This window comes from Nocardia sp. NPDC051833 (assembly GCF_040681225.1).
GTDB lineage: Bacteria > Actinomycetota > Actinomycetes > Mycobacteriales > Mycobacteriaceae > Nocardia.
Map to the genome: position 1 here is coordinate 44375 of NZ_JBFAYK010000002.1, position 13065 is coordinate 57439.

Genomic DNA, 13065 nt, shown 5'->3' on the forward strand with positions numbered 1-13065 from the left:
GCATCACTGCACCATAGCCCAACCGGACTCGACTGTCCGGATGTTTGGGGTTCTCACAGTTCCGGGCACGCGGCATTGTGCGGGCGCATCAGTCGCGCGACCATATTTGGAGGGGAAAACAATCTCACGACGCACGGTTGGAGCGGCCGTATTTCGCTGCTACATTCGAAACGGTCGATGTCGAGTTGGGGTGGGAGGTCCTAGGCTTCCGGCGTTTCTCGGAAGTCGGGAGATGGTGAATTCAACACCTGTTTCCGCGGCGATAGAAAAATGCGGGAAACGGTCGATGCACTTTTCGGCATGACCGCGCGGGAGAAGTTGATCGGCGCGGTCTGTCGCCCGGTGAGCGTGCGCCGCCCGGCTGGCGATTCGCGACCGGGCGGGGCTCGCCTGTGGGTAGCGTTGTCCGGATGAGCTCGCCACGTCGTGTCAACAGGGGGCCTGCCGCCGCCGCCGGGAATCGGGTCGCCCTCCTCGCCGCGGCGAAGACCACCTTCGCCGAACACGGCCTCGACGCGCCGCTGAACCTGATCGCGCGCACGGCGGGAGTCGGGCAGGGCAGCCTCTACCGGCATTTTCCGACTCGTGAGGCGATCATTCTCGCCGTCTTCGACGAGAACCTCGCCCAGTTGGAGGCGATGGTCGCGAAGACCGACTCGACGCTCGACGAGCTGCTGGCGGAGATCTTCGACCAGATCGTCGAGGTGGCGGTCTTGTTCGACCTGTTCCGTCTCGCCGACAGCAGCGACCCGCGGCTGGTGGAGATCATCGCCCGCCTCTACGCCCTGCTCGACGAGAAGCTCGCCGACGACAGCAGGCGGGGCAGCGTCCGCCGCGGGGTCACGGCGGAGGAGATCTTCCTGGCCGTGGGCATGCTGGGCGCACTGCTGAACAAGACGCCGGAACAGGACCGGGTGGTGGTGGCGGGCAAGTGCTGGGGACTGTTGTTGCGCGCGCTGTGTGAGTGAAACCCGGCACACTTGACGCCGCCGGGTGGTCCGGTTCACAATATGCCTCGGCAACCGGATATTCATGTCCGGTTGTGGTCGGGGGACGCGCCGGTGAAATCACCGGCGCGTCGGCGGCGACAATTTCGCGCAGTGCGCCGATTCCGCACTCGGCCCGGTCGAAATGACGACCGGACATGGTCCGGTGTCAGGTAGCAGATTGCAGGGGAATTCTTGAAGAAAGCACGTACAGTCGCCCCGATGACGTCGGCGATTGCTGCGCTCGCGGTGGCATGCGCCTCGGCGACGGTGTTCGCGCCGCCGGCGCACGCGGTGTCGGACTCGTTCTACAGCTACCGCGGGGAGACGTCGCTGGCCGATGTCGAGCCCGGCACCGTCCTCGACACCAGGACCACGACCTATCACCTCATCGGCATCCCCACGCCGATCACCGCGGTGCAGCTGCTGTACCGGACGACGGATGCCCAGTATCGGCCCAGCGCCAACGTCACCTCGATCCTGCTCCCGCCCGGCGGTGTGGATCCGGCACGGGCGGTCGCCTACCAATCCTTCTACGATTCGCTCGATCCGGAGCACGGTCCCTCGCGATCGATCGCCGGCGACGTCAGCTTCGGCGGCATGGTGCTCACCTCCGAGGCCACGGTGATCGCCGACATCCTCGCCCGCGGCTACACGGTGATCATCGCCGACACCGAAGGGCAGCAGGCGAATTTCGCGGCGGGGCCCGAATACGGGATGAATACCCTCGATTCCCTCCGCGCGGCCGTGCGCTCGGCCGAGACCGGACTCACCGCGCAGACGCGCATCGGTCTGGTCGGCTACTCCGGCGGCGCGATCGCGACCGACTGGGCCGCGGCGCTGGCGCCGGACTACGCGCCGGAGGTGAACGCGAGGCTGGTCGGGGCGACCCAGGGCGGTCTGCTGGTGAATCCGGCGCACAACCTGCGCTACGTCAGCGGCAGTCTCGGCTGGTCCGGTGTCGCCGCCATGGCGATCATCGGTGTCGCGCGGTCCTACGACATCGACTTCACGCCCTATCTGAGTGACTACGGCACCCGGGTGGTCGCCGCGCTGCGCGACGCCTCGATCGGCAATGTGATCTTCCAGTACCCAGGCCTGACCTGGCAGCAGCTGGTCAAGCCCGAGTACGCCGACCCGAATTCCGTTGCGCCGCTGGTCGAAGCGGTCGACAAGGTCAACCTCGGCTACGCGCCGACGCCGACCATCCCGCTGTACATCGCCCAGGGCGCCAACGGGAATCTGGAAGGCACCGACGGCGGCAAACCTACCGTCGGCGCCGGTGACGGTGTCATGGTCGCCGGCGACGTCCGCAGTCTCGCCCGCAAGTACTGCGCGGACGGTAACCCCTACGTCGAGTACCGGCAGTACGACGAACTGAGCCACATTCCGACCCTCGCGGCGTGGAGTGCCGGTGCGATCTCGTGGATCGACGCGCGCTTCGCGGGCCTGCCCGCGGGCTCGAGCTGCGGTTCCATTCCCGAGGGCAACCCGCTCACCTCGGACCTGTGACGGCCGGGGCCGCCGGTCGGGTGAGACCGGCGGCCCCGATCCTCAGACCGACACGGTGGTGTCGGCGCGCCGAGCGGGATCGATCGCGGCGGCGCGGGCCAGCGTCGCCCGTGCCATCTTGATGTGCGCGGCGTCGACGAGCACGCCGTCGACGCCGACGGCGCCGCGTCCAGCCGCCTCCGCCTCCCGGTAGGCGGCGATATTGCGTTCTGCCAGCGCGATTTCCGCCGCGGTGGGGGAGTAGACGGCATTGGCGATCGGCACCTGGCTCGGGTGGATCGCCCATTTCCCGGTGTAGCCGAGCAATGAGGCCCGCTGGGCGTCGCGCTCGTAGCCGGCGAGGTTGCCGTAGTCGGGGAACGGCGCGTCGATCGCGTCGATACCCGCGATGCGGGCCGCGACCAGCACCTTGTTGCGGGCGTAGTGCCAGAAGTCGCCGGGGTAGTCGCCGAGCGGTTCGAAATTCGTGTCCACCCGGGCGCCCTGGGACAGCGAGAAGTCTCCGACCCCGAAGATCAGGGCGTCCACCCGGGGACTGGCGACGGCGATCGCCTCGGCGTTGGCCAGTCCCTCGACCTCTTCGATCAGCACCTCGAGCCGGATCTCGCGCTCGAGCCCGAGCTTGTCCTCGAGCTGGGTCAGCAGCACGTCGACCCACCACACATCGCGGGCGGTGCGCGCCTTGGGCACGACGATGGTGTGCAGGTGGGCGCCGGCGCGGCTGACCACTTCGATGATGTCGTCGTGGCACCAGCGGGTGTCGAGGGCGTTGATCCGGATCGCGGGAACCGTACGGCCCCAATCCAGGTCGGTCAGTGCCGAGATCGCCTTCTCCCGGGACTGCTCCTTGAGTGCTTCCGGGGTCGCGTCCTCGAGATCGAGGAATACCAGGTCCGCGCCGCTGGCCAGGGCCTTGGCGAACATGTGGTCGTTGCAGGCGGGCAGCGCGAGTTCGGAGCGCCGGATCAGCAGGGTCATCGTGGAATCCTTTGTCGTGGAGGAAGACTCACAGCACGCCGCGGCGGTGCAGGTCGTCGATGGTCGCGGCGTCGAGGCCGAGCAGCTCGCCGTAGACCTCGGCGTTGTGCTCGCCCAGCCGGGGCCCGAGGTGGGAGACCCGGCCCCGCGCCGCGGAGAAGCGCGGCACCGGCGCCTGCACGGTCACGGTGCCGAGTTCGTCGTCGGCGACGGGCACGAACACCTCGCGGTGGCGCATCTGCTCGTCGCGGACGAGATCGGTGATGTCGTAGACGGGGGCCGCGGCCACCTGTTCGGCGTCGAAGACGCGCATGGCTTCGTCGAGGGTCTGGCGCGAAACCCAGTCCGCCACCACCGCGTCCACTTCGCGAGCGCGGGCGAGGCGGCGCTGTGGATCGCCGAAGTCCGCATCGTCGACCAGGTCGGCACGGCCGATCGCGTGGAACACCCGCAGGGCCAGGGCGGGCGAGCTGCCCGACATCGCCAGCCACTTGCCGTCGGCGGTGCGATAGGTGTTGCGTGGTGCGGAGATATCCCACCGGTTGCCCGCGCGCTGGGCCACGGTGCCGAGCTGGTCGTAGCTGAGCAGTGTCTGTTCCAGCAGCCGGGTGAGCGGATCGACCAGGTTGATATCGATCAGCTGGCCGGGGCCGCCGTGCACATCGCGGTGGTAGAGCGCCATGAGGACGGCATAGGCGGCGTTGAGCGAGGCGACGCCGTCGGCCAACATGAACGGCGGCAGCGTCGGTGGGCCCTGCGCCTCGCCGGTGATGTGCGCGAAGCCGCTCATCGCCTCGCCCAGCGTGCCGAAGCCGGGGCGTTCGCTCTTGGGGCCGGTCAACCCGAAGCCGGTGATGTGCAGCATCACCATGCGCTCGTTGACCGCACGCAGACTCGCGTAGTCCAGGCCCCACGTACGCAGGGTCTGCGGCCGGGTGTTGGTGACCACGACGTCGGCGGTCGCGACCAGCTTACGTAGCAACTCCTGGCCTTCGGCGACGCGCAGGTCCAGGGTGATGGAACGTTTGTTGCGCGACACCGACTTCCACATCAGGCCGACGTCATTGCGCTGCGCGCCCCACGTCCGGATCGGGTCACCGCCGGTGGGTTGCTCGATCTTGATCACCTCGGCGCCGAATTCACCGAGGTAGGTGGCGGCCAGTGGCGCCGCCGCGAGCGTGGCGAGATCGAGCACCCGCACGCCGTCGAGCATGGCTTGGTTCATCTCACACCACGGTGCTCGTGGGCCGGGCGGGCGCGGGCCGGGACAGGCCGAGATGCTCGCGCAGGGTCGTGCCCTCATAGGCGGTGCGGAACAGACCGCGCTGCTGCAACCGGGGTACCACCATCCGCACGACGTCCTCGAACGAGCCGGGCATGTGCGTGGCCGCCAGGACGAAACCGTCACAGGCCTCGCCGTGGAACCACTCGGCCATCTGGTCGGCGACCTGTTCGCCGGTGCCGACGAACCGCGGCCCCTGTAGCAGGGTGGCGCGGTGGCCCGCCAGATCCCGCACGGTGACGGTGCCACCGATGTGGGTGCGCAGGTTCTGCACCAGACCGCGGATACCCGAGACCGAGGCGATCAGTTCGTCGGTGACCGGGTCGTCCAGATCGTGTTGCGCGAAGTCGTAGTTCATCAACTCCGAGAGCAACGTCAGCGACGCCATCGGATGGACCAGGTCCGCGAGCAGCATCGCCTCACGTTCCCTGGCGTGCTGCTCGGACTCGCCGACGACCGCGTAGGCCATCGGACAGATGCGCACCGAGGCCGGATCGCGGCCCGCGTCGGCGATCCGGGCCTTCTGGTCGGCGTAATGCGTGCGGGCCACTTCCAGGCCGGGGTCACCGGTGAAGATCAATTCGGCCCAGCGCGAAGCGAATTCGCGGCCGCGGCCGGAGGAGCCCGCCTGGATGATCACCGGTCGGCCCTGCGGTGTGCGCGGCACGGTGAGCGGTCCGCGTGCGTTGAAGAAGCGGCCCGAGTGCCGCAGTTCGTGCACTTTGGCCGGGTCGGCGAAGTAGCCCGCCGCGCGGTCGTGCACGATCGCGCCGTCGTCCCAGGTGTCCCACAGGCCGCCGACCACCTCGAGGAATTCGTCGGCGCGGTCGTAGCGCTCGTCGTGCCCGAGGTGGGCGTCCACGCCGAAGTTCTGTGCCTCGCTGTCGTTGACCGAGGTCACCACGTTCCACGCGGCCCGGCCCGCGGAGAGGTGATCGAGGGTCGCGAAGGTGCGCGCGACGTGGAAGGGCGCGTAGTAGGTGAGGATGGATTCGACCTCGTCGAGGACGGTGAGGACATGCTGCGGGCCGGCGCGCATGTCGTCGAATTCATCGGCTCGAAACACCGCGGGTTGTTCGGGGAAACAGCGCTTCTCGATGCTGTGCCGGAATCCTGTCGGACAAGAGGTACGAATGTGAATTCGGGAGATACCGCGTGGGTGCTGGCCTGCGCCGCGCTGGTCATGTTGATGACACCGGGACTGGCGTTCTTCTACGGGGGCATGGTGGGCAGCAAGAGTGTGCTCAACATGTTGATGATGAACTTCGTCTGTCTGGGTGTGGTGTCGACGCTCTGGGTGCTCTACGGCTATAGCGAAACATTCGGTGACGACGTCTTTTACGGGCTCGTGGGGGACATGTCGCACGCGCTGTTGCGCACGACCCACGCGACGTTGTCCGGGCCGGTGGGGCACCAGATCCCGACGATGGCGTTCGTCATGTTCCAGTTGATGTTCGCGGTCATCACCACGGCGTTGATCACCGGTGCGATCGCCGGGCGGACCCGTTTCTGGTCGTGGATAGTGTTCGCGGCCCTGTGGGTCACCGTCGTCTATTTCCCGGTCGCGCATTGGGTTTTCCATGTCACCGGTTTCACCGACACCGATTCCTCCGGCGCCTCCGCCGATGTCGGCGGGTGGATCGCGAACCGGCTTCGCGCGTTCGATTTCGCGGGTGGCACCGCGGTGCACATCAACGCGGGCGCGGCGGCGCTGGCGTTGGCGCTGGTGCTCGGCAAACGTCACGGTTGGCCGCGCAGCATCGCCCGTCCACACAATGTGCCGTTCACCTTGCTGGGTGCGTCCCTGCTGTGGTTCGGCTGGTACGGCTTCAATGCCGGATCCGCGCTGACCGCAGGCGATCTCGCTGCGCTGGCGTTCACCAACACCACCATCGCGGCAGGTGCCGCGTCGTTCGCCTGGATCGTCGTCGAACAACTCCGGGACGGGAGACCCACCACCATCGGGGCGTCCTCGGGCGCGGTCGCGGGGTTGGTCGCCGTCACTCCCGCGTGCGGTTTCGTCGGCGTCGTCGGCGCCTTGTGTATCGGTGTGGCCGCGGGTGTCTGTTGCGCGCTCGCGGTGAGCCTGAAATACACCTTCGGCTACGACGATTCGCTCGACGTGGTCGGAGTTCACCTGGTCGGCGGGGTGGTCGGCACCCTGTTGGTCGGCGTGTTCGCCGATGTCTCGGTCAACCCCGCGGGTGGCAATGGGCTGCTCTACGGTGGCGGGTTCGTCCAGTTGCAGCGCCAGGCCATCGCTTCGGTGGCCGTCATGGCCTATTCCTTCCTGGCGACGTTGCTGTTGGCGTGGATCGTCGACCGGCTCGTCGGCCTGCGAGTCGGCTCCGAGTCCGAGGCCGAGGGCATCGACGAATCCGAACATGCCGAGTCCGCCTACAGCCTGAACCTCCCGCCCGCGGGCCCGGCGCCTGCTCTGCTGCCGTCTCGGGCGCCGTCCCGGCCCCAGCGTCTCCCTCCGCCTCGCCCAGCCCCGCGGCCCAACGACCACCGCTGGTGAGACAGTAGGACCGCGTCGGCTACGCCGCGGTGATGCCTGCTCAGTGGGGTGAGCCGGCCCTGTCACCCTTCGGCGCCGTCTTGCTGGTGACCAGGCCGATGCCGAAGCCGAGCACCGTGATCGCGAAGAAGCACAGCAGCAACCCGCCGATCTTCGCCTCGGTGTCGGTGTCGGGACTGCGCCCGGTGCGGGAGGATCCGGCGACCACCGCGGCGGGATCGATGATCGCCTGGATTCCGGTGATCAGCAGAACGACCGCCACCAGGATCAGCGCGATACCGCCGAGCACGCGCTTGGCGGTACGGCGCGGCGGGGCAGGGGTTTCGGCGGATTCGGTGATGTCGGAAGCTGACATGCACGCAACCTATCACCGGGATTCCCGCCGTCGCGCCGACCCCGCTGCCGCGCTCGTGTGCCGCCACGCGGCGCGAAATGCGCTCGCAACACCGCCGCTGTCCGCCTAACGGCATCGAAACATCGCCGTCGCCGTTGCGACACGCCCGGGGATGTTAATGAATGCATCATCCATTCCTAGCAATCGCTGGAGGTCACTATGCGCAACGGGTCGAAGTGGGGAGTGTGGCGGAGGGTGCGGACGCCGCTCCTCGCGGGCATCACCGCGGCGGTCATGGTCTCCGGCTGCGCGGCAGGTGGAACCACGGGCACGCGGGCGGACGGGGTCGACCTGAGCGCGTTCGTGCCGAGTGCGGGGGCCGAGATTCCCACCGTGCCGGTGAAATTCGGGATGAAGCCGTTCCCGAACTCGACGCTCTACAGCATCGGGCTGAAGAACGGGTACTTCAAGGATGTCGGGATCGACATCCAGCCCCAGCCCTACGGCACCGCCGTCACCCCCGACAACGTGGTGTCGCTGCTGCGCAACGGCTCGATCGACATCGCCACGATGTACGGGCCCGCGGCGATCCAGGTGCTCTCGCAGGTTCCGGATCTGCGCATGTTCGGCTTCTCCGACACCTACGAAGCCACCTACCTGCTGGCTTCGCCGAAGTCGGGGATCACGCCTGCCTCGGAACGCATTGCGGCAGGACAGGAACCGGCGGCGGCGATCCGCGAGGCGATGCAATCGGTGCGGGGCCGTGAGGTCGCGATCAACAGCAGCGGTTCCCAGCGGGTGTTCCTCAACTCGGTGTTCACCGCCGGTGGGATGACCTTCGACGATGTGCAGCTCAACGTCACCGACGACGCCAAGATCGTCGCGCTGGCCACCGGCGGCAAGATCGACTTCGCCACCCCGGACGGTGCGGGGCAGAACGTCCAGCTGCTCGAAAATGGTTGGTATCCGCTGGTTTCGGTGAACGACCTGGCGAGGGTGGCAGGCAATGAGGCGGTCGTGGCCGCCTCGCTCGGCCATGAGGGCCCGGCCGCGCTGGACGGCTACCTGGAGAAGAACCCCGAGACGGCGATGCGGTTCCTGTCGGTGATGTTCCGCATCATCGACGACATCCTCGGCAAGCCCGACGCTTCCCTGGCGGCGCAGCTGCCCTACCTCAACGAACGCAGCGGCCTGAATCTGCAGGTCGCGGGGTTGCAGAAGATCTATGACGTGATCGACCCGGTGGTGCCGTTCGAAGGCCAGCCGAAGTTCTGGGACGAGGGCAGCCGCGATCCGAAGAACTACCAGGTCGTCTACAGCGAGCAGGTCGCGGCGGCGAAGAAGGGCGGCATTCTGCCCGACAAGGCCTTCGAATTGGCCCAGCACTTCGTCGGTGGCAAGTTCTACGAGGTCCTGATGAGGCTCAAGGCCGACTACGACGAGCTCGTCGGCCAGGCCGCGACGCTGACCGGCAAGCCCGCCGAACTGGCGGCCCAGGCCGCGCAGCAGTACCAATGGCGAAACTACCTCGACGCCTACCGGATCCTGAAGACGGCGCTGGCCCCATGATCACCGTACGCAGAATCGCTGCGGCTTCCGGCCCGACGTTCTACGTCGGGCTGGGGGTGGTGGCGACAGTGATCGTGTGGTGGCTGCTCTCCCGACAGCTCGACCCGGTGCAGTTGCCCGCACCCGGTGCGGTGTGGACGGCGTTGCGCGACGGCTGGTCCGGGATCGCGGCGCTCGAGTACGTCGGCGTGCAGACCGGTGGCTTCTCGGCGGCGTTGCTGCACACCGCGGGCATCGTCTTCGTCGGCGCGGGTGTGGGTTCGGTGCTCGGGGTGCTCGTCGGTGCCGCGATCGGCGCTTCCCGTACCGCATCCGCGGTGCTCGGGCCGCCGCTGGTGGTGATCGGCGCGACGCCGGTGCTGATCGTGGTGCCGTTCGTGCTGATCTGGTTCGGCACCAGCGGATGGGCGCAGCCGGTGCTGGTCGTCTTGTTCACCTTCGTCACCGTCGCCGCGGCCACGCAACTGGCCGTGGCCGGAGTCAGCAGGCACTACCTCGATTTCGGTGCGTGTCTGGGCGCGAGCAGGCCCCGGTTGTTCTGGAGTGTGTCGCTGCCCGCCGCCGCACCGGCCGTGCTGGGTGCGGTCCGGGTGTCCTTCGCGCTCGGCTGGAGTTTCGCGACCGTCTCCGAACTTCTCGGCAGTCAGGAGGGCACCGGCAAACTGCTGCAGGCGATGTCGCAGCTGCAGCGGACTGCCGACGTCGTGGCCGCGGTCCTCGCGCTCGCGGTCCTGGCCTTGCTGGTCGATCTCGTCATCGCCCGCGCCGGCGCGTACGCCGTGCGGTGGAAGGAATGAACATGAACACCTCGACTCAGGCACTGAACACCACCGTGCCCGCAGGTCGTGAGCGGCCTGCCGTCGAACTGCGCAATGTCACCAAGCAGTTCCAGCTGGCGTCGGGACGGACCGTGACCGCGGTCAACGATCTGTCGCTCACGATCCCGCAGGGCCAATTCGTCTGTCTCGTCGGTCCTTCCGGCCACGGGAAGTCGACCCTGCTCAACATGCTGGCCGGGTTCACCCCGCTCAGCCAAGGACAGATCCTCGCCAACGGCGAGCAGGTCACCGGCCCCGGTCCGGACCGGGGCGTGGTGTTCCAGCGCGACACCCTGTTCCTGTGGCGGCGGGTCGCCGACAATGTCGGGTTCGGCCTGGCAGCGCGGGGCGTCCCCGCCGCCGAACGCAAGCGCATCGTCGATCGCTACCTACGGCTGACCGGTCTGGAGCGCTACGGCCGGGCCTGGCCCAAGCAGCTCTCGGGTGGCATGCGCCGTCGCGTCGCCATCGCGACCGTGTTCGCCAACGAACCCGGCATCCTGCTGATGGACGAGCCGTTCGTCGGCCTCGACTACGCGCGTCGCGCCGACCTCTACGAGGTGCTGGGCACCCTGCGCGCGCAATCGAACTGCACCGTGCTGTTCATCACCCACGAGATCGACGAGGCACTGGTGCTCGGGGACCGGATGCTGGTCATGGTCGGTGGCGAGATCGCCCTGGACGAACCGATCGATCTGCCGCGCCCGCGGACGGGCCGGGAGATCACCTCACCGCGCGCCCAGGAGCTCAAGGCCGCGGTCATCGCCCGCTTGGACGCGACCCAGATCCAGGACGAAGCGTGACCGCGCCCGGAACGGGGCGCAGGTCGACGCGGTGGGCGGCCGCCGCCGTGCTGGCGGCCGTCGTCGGCGGCTGGATGGTCGCGCATGTCGCCGCGGGCACCAACGCGGTGGGGGAGTCGATGGTGCCCGGCATCACCGACATCTACCACGCCACCAAGGGTTTCGCCTCGGAGTGGCCGGGCGGCTGGGGGATCGGGCGCACCGACGAAGGCACCGAACCGACGTGGACAGCGGCCCTGCTGGCCATCGGCTATCACTCCGTGATCACCGGTGCCCGGATGCTGTCGGGATTCGTCGCCGGTGCGCTCGCGGGCATCGTGCTCGCCGCCGCGGTGTCGTGGAGCCGCCGGGTGCGGCAGGTCGTGTATGTGCCCGCGCACATCTCGCGAATGCTGCCGCTGCTCGGGCTGGTCCCCCTGTTCGGGCTGTGGTTCGGTAACTCCGCCACCGGGGTGGTGGTGTTCGTCGCGTTCACCGTGTTCGTGCAGGTGTTCGCCTTCGGCATCAACGCCGTCGCCGCGGTCCCGGAATACTACGAACACGCCGCGCGGTCACTGGGTGCGGGCCGCATCCGCACCTATGTGGCCGTGGTGCTGCCCGCGGCGACTCCCGCGCTCGGTGCCGGGCTGTCCATCTCGCTGGCCCTGGGCTGGAGCGCGGCGATCTCGGCCGAGTTCAACGGCCAGGTCGACGGATTGGGCCAGGTCGCCTACATGGCGCAGTACTTCACCCGCACCTCCACGCTCGCCGTCGTCGCGATCGTCGTCGGTGTGCTCTCGGCAGGCAGCTTCGTCGCGGCTCGCGCCGGCGTCGCCTGGCTGACCCGATGGTCGGAATGACCGGCCGCACACCACCATCTGCCCGTACACCTGCAAGGAGAATCCGTGCACACCACGGCCCCACCGTCCGAGGTCCGCATCCGCTCGGCGCGCACGCGCTCCGGTGACCTCGTCGACCTCACCGTCACCGGCGACCGGATCACCGGACGCCACCGGGCCGGTGAGGCGCCGGCGACCACCGGCACCGAACTCGACGCGGGGGGCGGGCTGGTCCTGCCCTCGTTCGTCAACACCCACCTCCACCTGGACAAGACCCGCCTCGGCGACCAGCTCCCCGCCGACATCACCGGCACCATCCAGGACGGGCTGGCCGCGACCTGGCCGCTCAAGCGCAACTATTCCGTCGCCGACATCACCCGCCGCGCGAGCGAAGTACTCGACAGCGCCGTCGTCCACGGCGCCGGCTTCATCCGTGCCATGACCGACGTCGATTCGCTCGGCGGGTCGGCCGGGGTCGAAGCCCTTCTCGGACTGCGCAAGACCTACAGCGATCGCGTCCGCATCCAGGTCACCGGTTTCACCCAGGAGGGTATCTTCGGCGCGCGGGGTTCGCTGAGCCTGCTCCAGGATGCCGTGGCCGCGGGAATCGACGTGGTCGCGGGCTGTCCACAGATGGAGAAGGACGAGGCGCTGAGCCGCAAGCATGTCGAGACCTGCTACCAGCTGGCCATCGACAACGACCTCGACGTCCACTTCCTCGCCGACGACACCGACGACCCGAGCGCGCGCAGCCTCGAACAGATCGCGACGATCGCGGCCGAGACCGGATGGGGGCCCCGGGTCATCGTCGGCCACGTGGGCGCGCTCGGCGCCTACGACCACACCTACGCGCGCAAGGTGATCGCACTGTGCGCCGACGCCGGGCTGACCATCTGCACCAACCCTCACATCAGCCTCGTTCTGCAGGGCCGGGAGGATCGCGGGCTGGTCCGGCGCGGGGCGACCCGAGTCGGCGAGCTCCTGGCCGCGGGCGTGCGGGTCATCGCCGCCCAGGACGACGTGGACGACCCCTACTATCCCTTCGGGATACCCAGCCAACTCGAAGTCGCCAAGTATGTCGCCCACGTCGCCCACCTGTCTCACCCCGCGGGCATCGCCAGGACCCTGGACATGGTCACGACCGACGCCGCGGCCGCGGTCCGGCTCGACGGCTACGGTCTCGAGGTCGGTGACCGCGCGGACCTGGTCGTGCTGCCCACCGCGACCGCGGCGGAATCGTTGCGCCTGACCCCGGCGCCACGATGGGTCCTGCACGGCGGCCGTGTCGTGGCGACCACCCGGGTCGAGTCGTGGCTGGCGCCGGCGTGACCGCCCGCCTCGGCGTCGGACAGGCGAGGTCGTTCGGCGCGCGAATACGCTGACAGGAGATACCTACTCGAACCGGTAATGTTCGGCCGGTGCGGTGCCCGCACCGGCCGAACCC

General features: G+C 68.5%; 11 protein-coding genes and 1 pseudogene. 8 read left to right on the forward strand and 4 right to left on the reverse strand.

Features of this window, described 5'->3' with window-relative positions; all coding sequences use genetic code 11:
- Positions 1-410 precede the first annotated feature (410 nt).
- Both AB0L91_RS18210 and AB0L91_RS18215 read left to right on the forward strand, forming a co-directional pair.
- On the forward strand, positions 411-968 hold the full coding sequence (locus tag AB0L91_RS18210) for a helix-turn-helix domain-containing protein (RefSeq protein ID WP_355278222.1): 558 nt from the start codon (positions 411-413) through the stop codon (positions 966-968).
- A gap of 240 nt (positions 969-1208) precedes the next feature.
- Complete coding sequence (locus AB0L91_RS18215) at positions 1209-2498, forward strand: lipase family protein (RefSeq protein ID WP_365011453.1); 1290 nt, start codon at positions 1209-1211, stop codon at positions 2496-2498.
- A 42-nt stretch (positions 2499-2540) separates the two neighbouring features.
- Here the strand turns inward: AB0L91_RS18215 and AB0L91_RS18220 are convergent, their stop codons facing one another.
- From AB0L91_RS18220 to AB0L91_RS18230, 3 genes and pseudogenes are all read right to left on the reverse strand, one after another.
- A complete protein-coding gene (locus tag AB0L91_RS18220) occupies positions 2541-3476 on the reverse strand; it encodes a CoA ester lyase (RefSeq protein WP_365011455.1) in 936 nt (311 codons plus the stop codon).
- Positions 3477-3504: 28 nt separating this feature from the next.
- On the reverse strand, positions 3505-4689 hold the full coding sequence (locus AB0L91_RS18225; RefSeq protein ID WP_365013615.1) for a CoA transferase: 1185 nt from the start codon (positions 4687-4689) through the stop codon (positions 3505-3507).
- A gap of 13 nt (positions 4690-4702) precedes the next feature.
- A pseudogene (locus AB0L91_RS18230) lies at positions 4703-5740 on the reverse strand (NtaA/DmoA family FMN-dependent monooxygenase); the annotation flags it as partial.
- A gap of 153 nt (positions 5741-5893) precedes the next feature.
- Between AB0L91_RS18230 and AB0L91_RS18235 the strand changes: the two are divergent.
- Positions 5894-7279, forward strand: coding sequence for an ammonium transporter (locus tag AB0L91_RS18235; protein WP_365011457.1), 1386 nt, complete (start codon positions 5894-5896; stop codon positions 7277-7279).
- Positions 7280-7319: 40 nt separating this feature from the next.
- Here the strand turns inward: AB0L91_RS18235 and AB0L91_RS18240 are convergent, their stop codons facing one another.
- The gene (locus AB0L91_RS18240; RefSeq protein WP_365011458.1) at positions 7320-7634 is read right to left on the reverse strand and encodes a hypothetical protein; all 315 of its coding nucleotides are present in this window, start codon (positions 7632-7634) and stop codon (positions 7320-7322) included.
- A 234-nt stretch (positions 7635-7868) separates the two neighbouring features.
- Here AB0L91_RS18240 and AB0L91_RS18245 point away from each other — a divergent pair, with 234 nt between their 5' ends.
- From AB0L91_RS18245 to AB0L91_RS18265, 5 genes are read left to right on the forward strand one after another with little or no spacing between them, the layout of a single operon-like run.
- Positions 7869-9182 (forward strand): ABC transporter substrate-binding protein, encoded by a 1314-nt coding sequence (locus AB0L91_RS18245; protein WP_365011460.1) that lies wholly within the window; start codon positions 7869-7871, stop codon positions 9180-9182.
- Positions 9179-9979, forward strand: a complete 801-nt coding sequence (locus AB0L91_RS18250) for an ABC transporter permease subunit (RefSeq protein ID WP_365011462.1) — start codon at positions 9179-9181, stop codon at positions 9977-9979. The genes AB0L91_RS18245 and AB0L91_RS18250 overlap by 4 nt, the downstream gene beginning before the upstream one ends.
- Positions 9980-9981: 2 nt before the next feature.
- Positions 9982-10803: an ABC transporter ATP-binding protein gene (locus tag AB0L91_RS18255; protein ID WP_365011464.1), complete on the forward strand. Its 822-nt coding sequence runs from the start codon at positions 9982-9984 to the stop codon at positions 10801-10803.
- Positions 10800-11642 carry an ABC transporter permease subunit gene (locus tag AB0L91_RS18260; protein ID WP_365011466.1) on the forward strand — a complete coding sequence of 281 codons (843 nt, stop codon included), beginning with the start codon at positions 10800-10802 and terminating at the stop codon, positions 11640-11642. The genes AB0L91_RS18255 and AB0L91_RS18260 overlap by 4 nt, the downstream gene beginning before the upstream one ends.
- 45 nt (positions 11643-11687) lie before the next feature.
- Complete coding sequence (locus AB0L91_RS18265) at positions 11688-12950, forward strand: amidohydrolase family protein (RefSeq protein ID WP_365011467.1); 1263 nt, start codon at positions 11688-11690, stop codon at positions 12948-12950.
- Positions 12951-13065 lie beyond the last annotated feature (115 nt).

What these genes read in the sequence shown, in the direction of transcription:
- AB0L91_RS18210 (WP_355278222.1), top strand. Translation starts at nt 411, where the DNA reads ATGAGCTCGCCACGTCGTGTCAACAGGGGGCCTGCCGCCGCCGCCGGG.
- AB0L91_RS18215 (WP_365011453.1), top strand. Translation starts at nt 1,209, where the DNA reads ATGACGTCGGCGATTGCTGCGCTCGCGGTGGCATGCGCCTCGGCGACG.
- AB0L91_RS18220 (WP_365011455.1), bottom strand. Translation starts at nt 3,476, where the DNA reads ATGACCCTGCTGATCCGGCGCTCCGAACTCGCGCTGCCCGCCTGCAAC.
- AB0L91_RS18225 (WP_365013615.1), bottom strand. Translation starts at nt 4,689, where the DNA reads ATGCTCGACGGCGTGCGGGTGCTCGATCTCGCCACGCTCGCGGCGGCG.
- AB0L91_RS18240 (WP_365011458.1), bottom strand. Translation starts at nt 7,634, where the DNA reads ATGTCAGCTTCCGACATCACCGAATCCGCCGAAACCCCTGCCCCGCCG.
- AB0L91_RS18250 (WP_365011462.1), top strand. Translation starts at nt 9,179, where the DNA reads ATGATCACCGTACGCAGAATCGCTGCGGCTTCCGGCCCGACGTTCTAC.
- AB0L91_RS18255 (WP_365011464.1), top strand. Translation starts at nt 9,982, where the DNA reads ATGAACACCTCGACTCAGGCACTGAACACCACCGTGCCCGCAGGTCGT.